The sequence below is a fragment of the Lederbergia ruris genome, from assembly GCF_018332955.1.
Lineage (GTDB): Bacteria > Bacillota > Bacilli > Bacillales > Bacillaceae_C > Lederbergia > Lederbergia ruris.
The window spans coordinates 27,239-43,802 of record NZ_BORB01000021.1 but is presented as its reverse complement, the minus strand read 5'-3'; the positions used below and the strand labels follow the sequence as shown (position 1 = coordinate 43,802).

The 16,564-nt window shown below is 36.0% G+C and carries 20 protein-coding genes; 18 read left to right on the top strand and 2 right to left on the bottom strand.

Annotated elements, in window-relative coordinates; all coding sequences use genetic code 11:
* The first annotated feature begins 71 nt into the window (after positions 1 to 71).
* The 17 genes from KI363_RS12840 to KI363_RS12765 all read left to right on the top strand — a co-directional run bounded on the left by KI363_RS12840 (position 72) and on the right by KI363_RS12765 (position 11,714).
* Positions 72 to 530, top strand: coding sequence for an arsenate reductase/protein-tyrosine-phosphatase family protein (locus KI363_RS12840; RefSeq protein WP_212966535.1), 459 nt, complete (start codon positions 72 to 74; stop codon positions 528 to 530).
* Positions 531 to 623: 93 nt separating this feature from the next.
* Complete coding sequence (locus tag KI363_RS12835; RefSeq protein WP_212966534.1) at positions 624 to 1,001, top strand: VOC family protein; 378 nt, start codon at positions 624 to 626, stop codon at positions 999 to 1,001.
* 576 nt (positions 1,002 to 1,577) lie between these two features.
* Positions 1,578 to 1,994, top strand: a complete 417-nt coding sequence (locus KI363_RS12830; protein WP_191967536.1) for a hypothetical protein — start codon at positions 1,578 to 1,580, stop codon at positions 1,992 to 1,994.
* Positions 1,995 to 2,216: 222 nt separating this feature from the next.
* Complete coding sequence (locus KI363_RS12825) at positions 2,217 to 3,167, top strand: nucleotidyltransferase domain-containing protein (RefSeq protein WP_191967537.1); 951 nt, start codon at positions 2,217 to 2,219, stop codon at positions 3,165 to 3,167.
* 111 nt (positions 3,168 to 3,278) lie between these two features.
* The gene (locus KI363_RS12820; protein WP_158323450.1) at positions 3,279 to 3,722 is read left to right on the top strand and encodes an HIT family protein; all 444 of its coding nucleotides are present in this window, start codon (positions 3,279 to 3,281) and stop codon (positions 3,720 to 3,722) included.
* 37 nt (positions 3,723 to 3,759) lie between these two features.
* Entirely contained in the window at positions 3,760 to 4,461 is a 702-nt protein-coding gene (locus tag KI363_RS12815) for a nucleotidyltransferase domain-containing protein (protein WP_158323451.1), read from the top strand.
* Positions 4,462 to 4,776: 315 nt separating this feature from the next.
* The gene (locus KI363_RS12810) at positions 4,777 to 5,238 is read left to right on the top strand and encodes an NUDIX hydrolase (protein ID WP_373306784.1); all 462 of its coding nucleotides are present in this window, start codon (positions 4,777 to 4,779) and stop codon (positions 5,236 to 5,238) included.
* 18 nt (positions 5,239 to 5,256) lie between these two features.
* Positions 5,257 to 5,409 (top strand): nucleotidyltransferase domain-containing protein, encoded by a 153-nt coding sequence (locus KI363_RS12805; protein WP_212966533.1) that lies wholly within the window; start codon positions 5,257 to 5,259, stop codon positions 5,407 to 5,409.
* Between the two features lie 15 nt (positions 5,410 to 5,424).
* The gene (locus KI363_RS12800; protein WP_212966532.1) at positions 5,425 to 5,916 is read left to right on the top strand and encodes a hypothetical protein; all 492 of its coding nucleotides are present in this window, start codon (positions 5,425 to 5,427) and stop codon (positions 5,914 to 5,916) included.
* A gap of 191 nt (positions 5,917 to 6,107) precedes the next feature.
* Positions 6,108 to 6,752 carry an HAD family hydrolase gene (locus KI363_RS12795; RefSeq protein ID WP_212966531.1) on the top strand — a complete coding sequence of 215 codons (645 nt, stop codon included), beginning with the start codon at positions 6,108 to 6,110 and terminating at the stop codon, positions 6,750 to 6,752.
* Positions 6,753 to 7,334: 582 nt separating this feature from the next.
* Positions 7,335 to 7,754 carry a GNAT family N-acetyltransferase gene (locus tag KI363_RS12790; RefSeq protein WP_212966530.1) on the top strand — a complete coding sequence of 140 codons (420 nt, stop codon included), beginning with the start codon at positions 7,335 to 7,337 and terminating at the stop codon, positions 7,752 to 7,754.
* 85 nt (positions 7,755 to 7,839) lie between these two features.
* Positions 7,840 to 7,995, top strand: a complete 156-nt coding sequence (locus tag KI363_RS12785; protein ID WP_212966529.1) for a hypothetical protein — start codon at positions 7,840 to 7,842, stop codon at positions 7,993 to 7,995.
* A 225-nt stretch (positions 7,996 to 8,220) separates the two neighbouring features.
* The gene (locus tag KI363_RS22255) at positions 8,221 to 8,709 is read left to right on the top strand and encodes a serine hydrolase (protein ID WP_281414124.1); all 489 of its coding nucleotides are present in this window, start codon (positions 8,221 to 8,223) and stop codon (positions 8,707 to 8,709) included.
* A gap of 1 nt (position 8,710) precedes the next feature.
* Positions 8,711 to 9,244, top strand: a complete 534-nt coding sequence (locus KI363_RS22250; protein ID WP_281414123.1) for a serine hydrolase domain-containing protein — start codon at positions 8,711 to 8,713, stop codon at positions 9,242 to 9,244.
* Between the two features lie 208 nt (positions 9,245 to 9,452).
* Positions 9,453 to 9,890, top strand: a complete 438-nt coding sequence (locus KI363_RS12775; protein WP_212966528.1) for a GNAT family N-acetyltransferase — start codon at positions 9,453 to 9,455, stop codon at positions 9,888 to 9,890.
* A 174-nt stretch (positions 9,891 to 10,064) separates the two neighbouring features.
* Entirely contained in the window at positions 10,065 to 10,721 is a 657-nt protein-coding gene (locus tag KI363_RS12770; RefSeq protein ID WP_212966527.1) for an HAD family hydrolase, read from the top strand.
* A 90-nt stretch (positions 10,722 to 10,811) separates the two neighbouring features.
* Positions 10,812 to 11,714, top strand: a complete 903-nt coding sequence (locus tag KI363_RS12765) for an aminoglycoside phosphotransferase family protein (protein ID WP_212966526.1) — start codon at positions 10,812 to 10,814, stop codon at positions 11,712 to 11,714.
* A 326-nt stretch (positions 11,715 to 12,040) separates the two neighbouring features.
* On the opposite strand, the gene KI363_RS12760 is transcribed toward KI363_RS12765, so the two are convergent.
* Complete coding sequence (locus KI363_RS12760; RefSeq protein WP_212966525.1) at positions 12,041 to 14,671, bottom strand: transglutaminase domain-containing protein; 2,631 nt, start codon at positions 14,669 to 14,671, stop codon at positions 12,041 to 12,043.
* Positions 14,668 to 15,678, bottom strand: a complete 1,011-nt coding sequence (locus tag KI363_RS12755; protein WP_212966565.1) for a carbohydrate-binding family 9-like protein — start codon at positions 15,676 to 15,678, stop codon at positions 14,668 to 14,670. The genes KI363_RS12760 and KI363_RS12755 overlap by 4 nt, the downstream gene beginning before the upstream one ends.
* A gap of 416 nt (positions 15,679 to 16,094) precedes the next feature.
* Here KI363_RS12755 and KI363_RS12750 point away from each other — a divergent pair, with 416 nt between their 5' ends.
* On the top strand, positions 16,095 to 16,541 hold the full coding sequence (locus tag KI363_RS12750; protein WP_212966524.1) for an NUDIX domain-containing protein: 447 nt from the start codon (positions 16,095 to 16,097) through the stop codon (positions 16,539 to 16,541).
* Positions 16,542 to 16,564 lie beyond the last annotated feature (23 nt).

Below are 16,564 nucleotides of genomic sequence, written 5' to 3'. Positions count from 1 at the left end.
AGAGAGTGGGGGAGGTAAACACTGGTAAGCTGTTTAATGATTCTTCTTTAAATAGTCCGTAGGAGGGGAAAATGAATATACTCTTTGTTTGTACCGATAATTTTACAAGAAGTGTGATTGCTGAATTTTGCACGAAAAGTTATCTGGAGAAAATCAATAATACATCTGTTCAAATAGCCTCTGCTGGCATCAGGGCAAATAGCGATATTAGTAGATATTCAAAAGTTCATTTTCATATTATGGATGGGATGGGAATCGATACTTCTGATTTCAAAAGAACGCAATTTGATGAAAGTTGTTTCTATAAATTCGATGTGATTATTGGTATGAGCGAATTACATAAAGAGTTTATAAAACAGCGGTATAACCGTGATATATCCTTATTTAACGAGGTATATAATGGTCAACAAACACCTGTACATATTGGCGCGCCGGATCATGTAAATTTCTTGGAGCAAATGAATCAATTGGTGATGTATATCCATAATGCTGTACCAAGTGTTTTAAGCAACTTAGAGAGTATGAAATAAAAAATAACTTAAGGTGGGCAGTAAAGATGGGGTCTGCAACTATTTGGACCTCACTCTAACTTATTCATAAATCTAATCTAGGAGATGATCCAAATGGAGAGAACAGCCATAAAAAATCAAATGAACGGTGTTTTTGTTCATGTCAGAAACTTGAAAGCATCAGCTAAATGGTATTGCGATTTATTAGGCCTGCAAGTTGATTTAGACGAAGTAGAATCACCCGTATTTAACGTACCTGTTGTAGGAACAACTTCTTTAACCTTAGATGATCACACCTTTGATCCCCAATTCCAGCACACTCCTAGTTTAAGCCCGATTTTTAACTTCTACGCACCTGACATTGACGAAGCATATCAATATATTGAAGAAAAAGGGATTAAGATTGTGAGAGAAATCGAGCGAGTAGGCGACACAGCTTGGTTTAATATAACAGATCCAGATGGGAATGTTGTGATGATTTGTAATTGTTGAACGGGGAGGTGACATATAGTCATTTAACGAGAAGAAGATACTCTAGAAACGATGGACGGAGGGTATGATTACGAGCCTATCTATATTCAAATTCATCGAATAGGCCATCAATCCGTGATTCCTTATAATAGCTGACATCTCTAGTTCACCAAAAGATGTTTTACTCACGATATTGAATATTGCTACTGAAGCATCAAAGAGAGTTTCAGACTCGAGTACCCAAAAGGAGGCTTAATAATGAAGCCGACACTTCGCACAGACGCGATTGTATGGCGCACATGATTGTGAGCTGTCGACGTGACAGCTTTTTTAGTTTCCGCTAAAGGGTAGGCTAATTCAAGAACAGTGTAGAATTGTAAATAGAACGTTACTTAGGATTAACAGCCATTGTCATTGAAAGTGAGAAATTGACTTGGCCATTATTTATTTGGTGCATTACTTTAAGAAGATGCACTCGTTCGATAAATAATGGCGCATGCTATGGCATAGAATGATATGGTCACAGAAGCGAGCCAATGTTCTTTAACGCAGGAATTAAAAAGAGCAAGAAGGAACTAGGGATCTCTTAGGAAGGTTGTGGTGAACATCAAGATTACGAATTTTTATTATCTGATTGCGGGCGTCCTTGCGATACTGTTTGCTATCACGCACGCATGGAACGGGCAGTCCACTGTGCTACCGACACTTAACATTGAAGTGATATCCTTAAGCACCCAGACAATATTCACGTATGTTTGGCACATTATCACGGCGGAAAATCTGGTCTTCGGTATCGCTTTTATTTTCATGTCATTTCAAACCGATCAATCAAAGATCCGGTTTACCGCATGGCTGATTGTGACGATTCTGATTGTCCGATTGATGGTTATTCTCGGTGTTACAGCGGTCCTTGACGTGGTGGGGCTTAAGGATACGCTTATAGATTCGATTGCCATCGTAATCTATGTCGTTCTCATAATACTGGGCACACGAATGAAGAAAAAGCAGCTTTAAACTAAAGTTGTACCATTTTATCCCCTTTTGGATTTTTTATCGAAAGGGGGTGTTTCGCTGTAATTTAGTGTAAACTATATTTATAGAAATAATTGAAATGAAACTAAAGTTTAAAATAAATAGATTTATTTTTACTAACTAATGCCAAAATACTGGCTGTGGCAGGTTTTTTGCTAGTTTCACGAAAGGAACAGTAGAGTTGATTACATGGAGGAGAGGATATTGATAAATAGAAGCAGTGAATTGCTTCAGATTGCTAGGGATTTTATTAAGGACAAAGATTTGATTTGTGCTTATGTAGGTGGTTCAGTAGGAAGAGGCGAAGCAGACCAATACAGCGACATAGATTTAACCGTATTCACACTCACGGAAGTAGCTTCGAAAAAGGCTGACATCCTTTATAAAGGAGAAATCATCCAATTAGAAACATTGCATATCAGTGAGTTACCGAATCAGGATATGATAGAAGTAACACCTTGGGACTTCAGGTTTTTGGTTGAGGTTACTATTCTTAAAGATGAAGAAGGAAAGCTTAATGAGCTAATAAAATGGGCTACTGACTATTTTCATTCCGATCATGGTAGAAAAAAGATGATCGAACAAGTCTCTCATATTGTTAGAGAAAGAATAGAGTCTGCTTTCGATTGTCTAAAGCAGCAAAAATATTATTCAGCTACAATTGCTGCAATGGGTGCTTGGGCAAAGGCAGGATTTTTATATTTATTTTGTAAAGAGCATTCACTTGCAAATGAACTTATGATACCTCGAATGCAAAGTTTAGAAGTTTATCATACATTTAAACGTGTATCCCCATTCAATTTAGATGTGAACGTTTTAGAGGTTCAACGAATTATCAGTCGTTTCCGCAAGCATCTTCGGAACAAAGGTTATTCTTATAATGATGTATTTGAAATCCACGATATCTTATGTGAAAGAAAAATCCAACGATTATCTAATAAAAAGGAATACCTGAATTTGCGATATCAAATGTATGGTGAAGCATTATGGTTATATTTTGAAACATCAGAAGGACTTTCCTTTGAACAGTATTTTAATCAATTACCAAATGAGCTACAAAATGATTTATCGAAAATTGGCTTTATTGCTTTAGAAGAGAAAAACGTAAAGGAAATATGCGAGTTAGGCGAGGAACTTTTAAAGCTATCATATTGACATAAAAATAAAGGTAGGTATGTCTTAATCAAGTAATGGAAGGAATTGTAAGAGAGTTATTCTAGAGCATTTGTGAATTGCTATTCGATTCGAACTTTGGAGGGTTCTTTCATGGAAGATTGTTTAATTTGCAAGCGAATAAAAATGATTGAGGAAGGCGTCAATAAATATTTTGTAAAAGAACTCGAAACTGGATATGTCGTGATTGGTGACCATCAATATTTTAGAGGTTATACGCTATTCCTTTGTAAAGAGCATAAAAACGAACTACACGAATTGAGTAGCGACTTCAAAGAACGGTTTCTTGTAGAAATGAGTAAAGTTTCAGAAGCAGTGTATAAAGCTTTTAAACCTATCAAATTAAATTACGAGCTATTAGGAAATGGCGATCCTCATATGCACTGGCATATTTTCCCTAGAAGTGAGCGGGAACCAAATCCGACCCATCCAGTCTGGTGGACACCCAGAGAGCGTATGTACGCAGAAAATGTGAAACCAAATGATGAAGAACTAGAAACATTAAAATCCCTATTGCTAAGTGAATTAAATGTTTAACAAGGATCCATAAACGACGATTTTATTGAGGTGAGCTATGATTGATTTATCTTTCATTAATAGTCCAGTTCATCAAAATTTGATTAACAAAATTTATGATGAAATGATTAAAGATGATGAGGTAATTGGAATATTAATTCAAGGCTCTGTGGCAAGAGGAGAAAATTACCAATCATCTGATCTAGATATTTTCGTTTTGTTAAAGGATGACTTGAAAAGGACCTTTTCTTCGGAGTACAGAAGAGGAATACTTGTTGAGTACAAATATTCTAATTTTGAAAGCGCATTAAAGAAATGTGAAACTCAACCTAGTGCTCTGTATAATTTTTTGGATGCAATTATTCTTTTTGACAAAAAGGGTACGCTTAAATATCTTGAATTATTAGTTATTACATTATTCAAACAATATAAAACTCCAAAAAGTGAAATGCAATCCATAGCGTACTGGCTTGAAAGTTCTCACATTAAAATAATAGCGGCAGAAGAAGCAAAAGATATGGTGAAAGCGTGTTTTGTATTATCAACCACTTCCTGGAAAATACTTGAAGGTATTTGGGCAGTAAATAACCGTCCAATGCCTCCAAATGGCTCAGTTTTATATTATCTTAGATTTTTAGATAAAATACCTGATAAAGAAATTACCTCTATGTTTATTGGGAATGAGAAAGATCGCATAGAATCCGCAAAAATCATAATCGGTTGGACCATTGATTGTCTAAAAAAACAATCAAGTTCTTGAACAGATCCGACTTATAATCGCGGTACTACTGGGCTTGAAGTACAACAAAAAAGGAATAGGAACTAAACTTTTTAAACATGTTGACCATTGAGATATTGTGGTAGGAAGTTGTTCTTGTGGTTTGCTTTCCTTGTAGGGCGGAATCGCCATGGTTTATTAAGAGATGGAGGGATCATTCACTTAAGATAGTTGCTCGTTAATCTAAGGGGATAACACCCATTCTCGTTTTTGAAGTTGTTTTCAAATGGGGCAGAAAAGTTGAGGAATAAGTGTAGTGCAAGAAAATGTAATGAACAAAATATGGAGGAATGAATAATGGGTGGAACACCAAAACATATAATTGCAGTTTCTGCTAATGTTACTAACGAAAATGGAGAAACTTTATTAGTTAAAACACATTGGCGGTCTGATACTTGGGAAGCTCCAGGAGGACAGGTGAAAGAAGGAGAACCTCTTGATAAAGCTGTATGTAGAGAAATATTAGAGGAAACAGGAATAGTAATTACACCTATTGGAATAACAGGGGTGTATTACAATGCGACAAAGCATATTTTATCTGTAGTGTTTAAGGCAAAATATGTGAGCGGAGATATAAAAATTCAACCGGAAGAAATTAAAGAGGCTAAATTCATCAAACTTACTGAGGAAAATATAGATAATTACATAACTCGCCCGCATATGAAGTCGCGTACAATTGATTGTATGAAAACTAAAAACTTTATCCCTTATGAAACTTGGAAGGTACATCCTTATAACTTAGTAGGGAGATTATTTTGAAAAAAAATGAGGAGCGGGATGGAAAATATATTAGCCAGTGTAAAAGCATTTCTAAACGATGCAAATTTCAAATGGGCTATATGTGGAGGCTGTGCTATTGAACTCTTTATTGGGAAAACGACAAGAGTACACACGGATGTAGATATTCTTGCGTTTTGGGAAGATAGATAAAATATCATTACGTTTATGATAAATAAAGGTTGGAGAGTTTTTGAAGCTTGCGGCGGCGGAAAGGTAATCGAGTTATTCGATGATTCTGAAAGGCAAATGATACGAAATTTATTTTGTTTTCCAGACAATAACACCAGATGTGCTTTACAACCGACAAATGAAATCAATGTATATCAATTTTCAATTAAAACATATGAACAAATAGATTTTGATTATATAGAATTTCTATTTAATCAAAGAGACGAGAAATACATTTATTATTCGAACAATAATTCTATAAAACGATCTTTAAATGATGCATTTCTTGAAAAAGATGGAATTCAATATCTGTCTCCAGAAATTGTTTTATTATATAAATCAACTTATTTAAACTCAATAGATGCAACTAAGCATCACCATGACTTTAAATACTCCTTGCCACTATTATCCCTGGAACAAAAGCAATGGCTAAAGAGATCACTTGAAATATGTCATTCTGGTACTCACGAGTGGATTACTGTACTATAAAATATTTCGAGTAGGGTATGATCACTGCTGGGTTCAAAATATCGAGTCTGGGTGAAAAGTATCCAGGTGTAGAACGGTTTCAATGCAATCCCCTAGGCTATGCTGGAGCTAAGGTTTTGATGGCGCTATTGAAGCAACTGAAGCATTAAAGATGTTTCGATCTTGGGTACCTAATTGTGAGGGAGATAAAAATGAATCAGTTAAAAACCGAAGTAAAAGTAATTTTCCTGGATGCAGGTGGTGTTCTTTTTGAAACCTTTTTTAAAGGAGATGACAGAATCAGACATCTATTAACGGAAAGAGGGTATCCTAGGAAGAAAATTGATGATGGTATTATGAAAGCTAAACAAACCAAACTCAACTTTATTACAAATTGGAATGAGGAAGAACAATACTTCAGGCGATATTATGGGGCTATTGCAAAAGAACTTGGAGAAGTAGACTTAACCAATGAATTGTTATACTTTGCTCACTTTGCTAGACATTGTGAATTATTTCCAGAAGTAAAAGATGTGTTGGAGAAATTGAGAAATAAGTACCGTTTAGGAGTAATCTCTAACGCAATGCCAAGTATGGATTGGATATTTGATTGGTTAGGTATACGTAAATATTTTGATTCAATAATACTGTCTGCATTTGTAAATGAAGCAAAACCGGAAAAAGCTATTTACGAGATTGCTCTTAGGGATATCCAAGCTAAGCCAGAGAAATGTATCTTTATTGACGATATTACTTTAAATATTGAAGGGGCAGAACGGGTAGGAATAAGAGGTATTCATTTGAATAGAGAAAAAATGAATTTGCTAGAATTATTACAGGAATATGAGTTATTGTAAATATTTATTTAATATGGAGATGTATTCAAAGAAGTGAAATACACGCTTAAAACAATAGTATTATAGAAAAAGCCTATCTTATAAGATGGTTTATTAACAGCATTGGTGTATGAAGATTTCAGGAATTTAACTATGTTTTTAGCTACGAAACAGGATTTTTTCAGAGGAATCAGATGAAATCACACGAAATTGAGGCTCGGTTTGCTTAAGGTATTACTTGTGTTCATCGTGGCAATATGTCTGTTAAGCGCAATGATAAGTAACGGTCATGACAATGCTATCTATGTAAGGATTGTGGAAAGACATTCAATGATATTTTGGCATATGGTTATTCAAACTCATGTATCATTGGCCGAAGAGAAACAGCATAAGATGTTAAAATTTATATGTATTTATGAAAGTGCTTACTGGATGGCAAGTTAGCGGAATGAGAAATAGGTAAAGAGAGAGTGTGGAATGGAGTTATATTTATTTCGACACGTACAAGGACAAAGCGTTATGAAACCACCTGGGCCGTATTGTGAAATAAGGAAAGTTTATAGAGATGAGCACTCTCTATCATCATATTCATTGGGGGTAATTATGTCTGTTAAAATTTTACCATTTAATGAAATATATGCTGAACCGGTTAAGCAACTGGTCATTGATATTCATCAAGAGTTTGGTTTTGACTATGATCGAAGGTTAGACGCCGACCTGGAAGAAATATCTCACGTCTACGGAGGACGCGGAGGGTTTTGGCTTGCCATTGAAAATGCGAAAGTAGTCGGAACATCAGCTTTAAGGGAAGATACCCAATATACAGGAACACTAAAGCGTATGTACCTATTGCCGCTTTTTCGCGGAAAAGGAATCGGTCGATTGCTTTTACAACAAGCTGTTGATTATGCAAAACAACAGAAATATGGAGAAATTCTATTGGATACGGTTACATTCCAAAAAGATGCAATCAGATTATATGAAAAATTTGGCTTTGTAAAAACAGGATGTAAAGGTTCCTAGCTTTTTTATCGGCTTGCATTAGCAAGCGTATAATAATTTGTTTGTATAGCTTAAGGGAATTTATGACTTAGAGGAAAAAATAAAAATGATTGTCCAATCTGAACATATAGATATTGTCATAATGGCTGATGCCGGTTCAGATTGGGTTATTGATCAAGTATTAAACCAAAGAGGAAATCCAATTTTAAAGTTTGGAAAAATGTCAAGTGACGAACCACCAATCATTCAAAAAGGCTACTAAAGTATTATCACAAATAAAAAGATAAACGAACTGGAATAATTACTTTTAAGTAACGGGTGCAAGAAATTAAAGAATGTGATCCAAATGAGTTTACCTATTTTGTGGTTAAATTCTAATTTTATTTTCGGGATATTATGTTAGTATTCTAGGTAGAAATTATTGTGCTAACGGGGGAGTTTAGTAATAACAAGAGAACTTGTATATAGAGAAAGGGTGGATTAAGGGATGAATAAAACTTTAAAGAAAGACGCTTTTAAAGATCTCACTACATATACTGAAAAAGTGCAAAGAGATATGAAAGCATCAGGTTCTGCGGTGGTTATTATGAAAGATAATAAAATAGTATACGAATGGTATTCAGGGGAGCATCATTTTGAGCGAGGGGCAAAAAAGATAAATTATGATTCAAGATTCAATGTTTATTCGGTTAGAGTTACTTATGTTGGACTTGCAATTGCAATAGCTATAAATGAAGGTTTATTAAACTTGGATGATAGATTAAGTGACTATTTAAATGAATATAATAAAGAAACTCTTGGAGAGACAACGATTAGACATCTATTAACAAGGTGTACTGGTCTGAAATTTGAAAATAGTAAAGTTTATCGTGCTTTTGATTTAGGAACTGATATGGAGGGAAAGAAACCAGAAATATTGGCAAAAATCCCTATACAAAGCTACTGGCAAAACAGTAAACGGCATCCTCTCAAATAAAGTGTTTAAGCCTTTAAATTGGACAAACACTGGATGGGTTATTGAAGGGAAGAATAATTTAGTTTGTGATATAGATTCGTCTAAGAGTTATCCTACATTGAGAATAGGTTCAAATTCAGGTGATGAAAGAAATCTATATGTAAGTGCCAGAGAATTAGCATATTGGGGGAATTTACATTTAAACAAAGGGGTATTTGAAGGTAGATCAATACTTCCACAAGAGATATTTGAACTAACTACTTCTGTTCAAAGCCCTAATTCCTTTCCCCATCAACTTCCAAAGTTCGGGTTTTTATGGTGGGTTAAGGACGGAGATGTGTCTGTTAGTTACAATGAATTAGGTTCAGAATTACCAGATGGTTCATATCAAATACTTGGAGCATCTGGATGTTCCTGTACTGTTATTCCTGAATATAATGCAGTGGCTGTTAGAATGTCCAATAGTTTAAATGCATACGAGAACTTAGGTTTCGATTATATTAAAGATATTCAAATGTTTGGGAACCTGGTAATTTCAAGTTTGAAAAATTCATAGTGTACATAATTGGTCCTTCCCAAAAATAATATTATCAATATCATTTCCACTCAATTGACGGAGTAAAATGAGTTTTCGGAATACCCTACCTAATTGTGTGGGTGTTAATATTAAAATTTAGATACGTCATTGAAAGGAACAGTTTAGTAAAAGAAGACGTATGTTAAAATCAGTAAAAAACTGTTCAAAATAGGGAGATTGGATTGGGATGGAAACATTAACAATTAAAGAATTGCAATCAGCAAGTGAGATTATTAAAGCATTTCCAGTAATGAAGCAATTACGAACTCACCTTAATGAAGACACATTTCTTGAATTAGTTTTAGAGGCAAAAGTAAAAGATAGATATAAAATTTTTGCTTTGATTGATGAAGGCGAAATAGTTGCTGTAACGGGCTTTAAACCAATGATAACACTATATTATGGTAAATTTGTTTGGGTCTGTGATTTAGTAACGGATACTAATAAGCGTTCAAAAGGCTATGGTGAAAAACTACTTACATATGTTCACGAATGGGCAAAGAAAAATAATTATGAAAGTGTTGCCTTATCCTCGGGGTTACACCGTGCTGATGCACACCGTTTTTATGAAAACAAAATGGATTATGACAAGGTGAGCTACGTTTTCAAAGCTAATTTAAAGTAGTGAAATATTCACTATCGGGTGTTTTAACATAAATAAAGAATAGAATGGAAGAGTCTAAAATATGCAAGTTTTGTGCATACTTTGCGTATTTTGGTTATACCATGTATAGCATTTTTTAAGTGCGAATACAGCGAGGATTCCTTCTTTTCTAACTATTGGTAGGGAGAGAAAGCTGTGCTAACATCAGTCATTTTTGATATGGATGGAACACTATTTCAAACAGATACAATTTTAGAATTGTCACTGGATGATACATTTCGTCATTTAAGGTCGCTGGATAAATGGAGTAAGGCAACTCCTATTGATCAATATCGCAAAATTATGGGTGTGCCTTTACCGGAAGTATGGGAAACTTTGTTGCCAGATCATTCAAGTATAGATAGAGAACGAACGGATGCTTATTTTCTAGAAAGATTAGTTGAAAATATAAGAAGTGGAAAAGGTGCTTTATATCCGAATGTAAAGGAAGTTTTTCGTTATTTGAAAGAGAATAATTGTTCAATCTTCATAGCAAGTAATGGATTAACCGAATATCTTAAAGCCATTGTACATTATTACCAATTGGATTATTGGGTGACTGAAACTTTCAGTATTCAACAAATTGAATCATTAAATAAATCAGATTTGGTTCACAGTATAATCAAGAAATATGGGATTACTGATGGGGCAGTAGTGGGAGATCGCTTATCAGATATAAATGCAGCGAAAGATAATGATCTGGTTGCAATTGGGTGTAATTTTGATTTTGCACGTGAAGACGAGCTGTCTTATGCTGATATAGTGGTTGATGATTTGATTGAGTTACTAAGTATAATACCTGAGTTAGCTTAGTAATTATTACTAAATGGTAGTTTAGAAAAAGAAAGGAATTTTAAATTTTCATAGAAAGATTACTATATTAGCTATAACAGGGGTGAGGACATGATTGAAACACTAGCCAATCAGATTCCATTAATAAGTAATTGTAGGGAAATTATTCAAATTAAAAAAGGGGCTTCTGCAGATGGAAAATATATAATAAATCTTGAAAACAAAAAGGTCCTTCTTCGAGTATTTAATCATGATGAGTTCAATTCTAAAAAGATGGAATATTCAATTCTAGAAAAAATGCAGGATTATAATGTCACTTGTTCTCAACCAATTTCTATTGGTAAGGTTGATAATCAAGGGTATATAATTACAACATACATTGACGGTAAAGATGCTGAAGATGAATTACCTCTATACACAGACCAGGAACAATTTAATATTGGTATCGAGGCTGGGAAAGAACTTAAAAAAATGCACCAATATACTGCTCCAAACCATGTCACTTCTTGGTATTTAAGAAAAATGGAAAAGCATAAGAAATATTTAGATGCTTATTTAACATGTGAGATAAAAGTTAAGCATGACAAAAAAATAATGGATTTTATTGAAGAAAATATTCACCTTATGAAAGAACGGCCTAATATATTTCAACATGATGATTTCCATGTGGGTAATATCATTGTCAATAATAAAAAATTCGCTGGGGTTATAGATTTTAACAGATATGATTGGGGAGACCCTATTCATGAATTTCTTAAAATCGGCATTTTCAGTCGAAAAGTAAGCATTCCTTTTTCAATAGGTCAAATCAAAGGTTATTACAATAACATTGAGCCCGATGAATATTTTTGGAGGTTATATTCACTTTACCTCGCAATGTGTGTATTCTCTACTGTAATTTGGACTATAAAAACTATTCCCGATAATATAGATGACATGCTAGATAGAGTTTACATGTTTTTGGAAGACCATGATTATTTTAGTAAAGTAAAACCAAAGTGGTATACCTTTTGAATGTGGAGAATTTCACTTAAGCAACGGGTGCATAAATATAAACAAGGAATAGAATGAAACATCCAAGTTTCTATGCCTCACTTGCGTATTTTGACCTTTTTTACATTCATAAAAGATACTGCCATGTATAGCATTTTTTAATTGCCAAATACACCGTATATGCCTTTGATGTACAGTCGACGGGGAGGATAATGACGATCTACCTTCTGGAGATGTAAAACAATCCACAATGATGAGAAAAACGCGACGTGAATTTCAAGAGGGTTTCTTCCCAAACATTTAAGCCAATCCCAAGCAGTAGAATTCTGCCTAGGATTGGCTTATCTTTATTCTGAAATTTGTTTATAAACATCGATTACTTCTTTTGAGATACCTAGTTTATAACCTTCTGAAATATGACGAATTTGCTGATTCTCATCCACGACATATACAATCGGCCATTCATTTCCAACCTTTTTGTCTGCTGGTATCGCCTGCCCAATGACATGTAAAGCCTTTTCGCCGGTGCTCTCTTTTAACAGGATCATGTTGTTTGGCAAATCACCTGCAGCTTGGAGTTGTTGGGCTGTTCCCCATTTTTCTTCTCGAATAAAACCGTTTATTTGGATATCGAGTGCTTCCCACTCCGCTTTCATTTCTCTGAGCTCTCGGAGTAAGTGTTTCGATGGTTCACGGTCTGGTTCAATCCAAATAAAGGTGGTTCCTTGTGCACCGACATGTCGAGCTCCATTTAGCATGGTACCATCCATTGCTTCTGCTTGATAATCCAAATTCGCTTCAGCCATCACAGGGACGTCATACACATGCTTAGGAAATTGCAGTGGTACAGTCGTCTCTGTATTCGGTTTTACTTGGAAAAAGCGGAAGCGAATGAGCGCTGTGCCTTCATTTAAGCGGATACTGGTTGTCAGACGATAATATCCTGAGGGTAATGCCAACTTTTGTTGCTCATCTTCATCAAAATTGAAAAATAAGGATTGATAGTTCCCTTTTTCAAAACGAGCAATCGTAACGTTTTCTCCATACTTGATTGGTTCTGCTGCATGTTCATCTTTTTCCCATAAAACGAATCCTATTTGATCCGAGCTATCGGCAGCTTTAGTATCGATTGTACCATCACGGAATTGTACATTTTTCCATGATCCGTCCACCATATATTGTGGGCGTTTATCACTAGGTTCAAGCCGTGCTGGAATGCCAATCGTTCTTGCGAGCGCGACAAATAATATATTTCGAGAGAGTGTGTCCCCTTTTTTCAATTTGAAGCTTCCAACAGGGGTCGCTGAGCCGCGAAAATAATTGACTCCCTCGACAACTTCGAATTCTCGATCTAAAAAGTCTACCAAGAAACGTGGATTTTCTAATGCAGCTTCCACATTTTCTACTCCGAATTCTTTTAAGAAATAGGAACGATAAGGTGTCAACATTTCAAAGTCTACACGCGGCCGTAAAATATACTGAGCAAAAAGTTCATCATCCAGTTCAGGGAGTATACTGTCTTTGACAATCATCGCTTGGATTAGATGATCAGCTAATGTTGGACGAAATGTATCTGTTAAATCTTTTTCGTTTAAAACTTCTAGAAGCCGCAAGCTCCATTCCTTGTATGGCTTGGAATATTCTTTTAGAAAGGCTGCTATTTCATGACTGTTTCCACGCGCTTTTTTTAGGACCTCCCATACTCTTGTTTTCGGTAAAGAGCATTCATCGGCAAGCCTATGGGCATCTTCCTCCGTTAAAAAGGTTGCTTCATAGCTCGCGCAAATATTAGCCCCGGTTTTGACTCGATCATTATGCTTTTGTCTTTCCTCTGCAGTCACTTCCCTACTAGCATCATCCGCAGGAGCGGAAGGAGGGACCATTTTGAAATCTACTTCCGTATCAACGGGAATCTCTTTGGATAGGGAAATCGTGATTTCATCTGTTGTTTTGACATCACATTTCCCAAAGCCCCATCCTTTCGCACCAGATGCGGAGATATACACATCGCCAAGGCCAAGCGTTAAGGCGACCGTTCCCTGTTCATCCGTTTCCTTTACAAGAATATTTCTTAATCCGCCAAAATTAAATAGCTGAAATTGCACTTTGGCTTGGGTAGGCTGTCCTTCTTCATCCGTGATTCGCACGTGTATCGTTTTCGTATCGGCGTAGAGGTTCGTTAGATTAAGCTCAGAATACCAAGGATGGGCTAAGGTGATTTCCTCAGGTCCATTATAATGAGCGCCCACTTTGGTATGAATCAACATGGCGTGTTTTGCTGGATTTTCAAACCAACCCTGATTTAATTTTGGCTCAGGCTCACAAGCGCCAAAGAAATACCATTTTCCGTCTGCCCAAGCCTCTACCCAAGCGTGATTAGAATCAGAATGAGCCCATAGTGGCGTATACACTTGTCTTGCTGGAATGCCAATGCTTCTGAGTGCTGCAACTGCAAGGGTGGACTGTTCTCCACATCTACCTAAAGCTGTACGTATCAATGTAAGGGGTGATACGGTGCGTGGGTCATTGCCAATATAATTCGCTTTCTCATGACACCAATGATTGGTCTCTAAAATCGCATTCGCCATGGATAAATCTTGAACACGGGGATAAATTTCATCAAAAAAGACTCCACGTATATCTTCAATATTTTCGTTATTGATTCTGTAAGGAAGAATAAAATGCAGAAAGAGTGAGGCTGGCACACGTTCCCCCCAAGGTACAACGCTTTGAATATGGAAGGCTTCTCTTATATGATTTAAAAATAGTGCCCCATCATAATCAGCTAAATCATTTAATGGCATGTAGGCAAGCAAATATGTTAATGCCAGTTTCTCATCTTCTGTCTGGGCTTCGTTCAAGATACCAAATAATTCCTTTTCTTTCCCTTTTGCTAATTCTCTTTTGTATTGAAATTTTTCCTCCATTTGCCGTTTCATTTTCTCATCTAGTGTTAACCAACGTGTTTGTTGACTCATTTTGTCGACTCCTCCCAAACCTTTCCATCTTCACGAATATAGATTCTTTTTTGGCCATCTGTACTTTTGACAGAGGCAATAAATGTGCGTGAAGTTGTTTCAATCTCCCAATCAACGGGTAACTGCTGTTGCAATTCTTTACTAATATCAGTGGTAAAAGTATCGTGTTCGGCGTAATAATTTCTTTCCCAATAATAAATTTTCCGCAGTTGCCATTTCTTTTCTTCATCCTCTGGAATCATTGGAAGTGGTTGATTTTTTGTATCCGTAAAGAAAACATATCCCCATAATTCCGGATAATGCATGTTAATCACACCTTGAGGGGACCAGACCCAGTTGTCCTCAGGATATGGCTTTGCTGTTTCAGGATTGATTTTTTTCACATATTGTCCATTTTTCACTTCAACTTGCCACTGGACACGAGAGAAGTTGACTCGCCAAAATTCACCTGACTTTGGTGGACGCCCATCACGTGCACATTCTTTTAATATTTTCCAGGGCATCGCGACCTCCACAGTCCACTTATGGTTCTTTTGCATTTGGTCAGGGGCATTGAGCTCACCATCAATGTGAACGGCTGTTTTCATGCCTGAAATGTCCCAGCCATTCACAGAAGGCCCCCCATCACGATAAGGTTTGATTAATAAAAGATCCCAAACCGTATTAAGAGCATTGATTTCAAATTCATAATAATGATGGGTATCGCCATCAGGGTCGATAAAAATCTCGAAATCGTTATCATGAAAGATAACAGAATCTCTTTCTGTCAATGTTGCCCAAATCTCGTCTTCTATTAATTCTGCTCCAAAGTAAAAATATTCATCATCCCATAGCATTTTGACGCGTGTTTGCTTATGGGGAAGGGGTTTCATTTCTCCTTCAATATCAACAAAGTCTTCACTCCAAGGAGCTTGTTCCCAAAAAGGTTTATCAAGCCTTCCATCTAGTTCAGGTTTTTCAGACGTTTTTTGACAAAGATAGCGATTGGGTGAATAAGTCTGAATCATAGGTTCTGGTATAGCACTTTTCAATACAACACACCCTTTTTAAAATATAGCAATCATTCTCTATACTAGTATAAATGACATGGAACAGATAGCGAGGATTCCATCTTCTTTATGTTATAACATTATGGAGAGAAAGTGGGAGTATTTTGCAAAAGAAGAAGTCAAAAAAGCATAGAGTAGTAGCGGTTTATTTTATTTGATGTGCATCAATACAATGGGGGAGTGAGTGATAGCGGCGCGATTTTTACAAGTAGAAGTAGTTTTAGAAAGATATTGGATAAATAGTGGAGTTTGTTTTAAAGTGATCTTTAAGCAAATTCAGGTTAAGTTTTTGACTCCCATTTAAGGGTTTGATAGCGCTGTAGAACATGGCAATGGAAACACCATCGACTTAAGTATCCAAGAGGAGGCTAATAATGAACCCAAAACTACACACGGAAGCGATTGTATGGCGTGAAAATCAAGACCAGATTCAATTCTTGGTCCAATGTGATGAAGAGGAATCATTTTATCGTTTTCCAGGTGGCACGGTTGAATTCGGAGAAAGCATTGATGTAGCACTTCAGCGTGAATTTCATGAAGAATATGCAATGGATATTCAAGTTAGGGGCTTGAAAGTTTTGTCCGAAGAATATCTGAACTATGGAGGAAAAACGCAGCATCGAGTGACGCTTATTCACGAGGTACAGTTGCTTAATCAAATCGTAGAGGAAATGAAGCATCGAGAATACGCAGATGTCAAGATGGTGTGGCGTACTATAGACCAGTTAGGATTGAAAGAAGTTGCACCCTTGGGAATTTTTGAGCATCTCAAAAAATACTTTGAAATAGGGACAGTACATTTAAAAAATGGGTTCGACTAATTTTTAACAGGCTAAATCTAAGG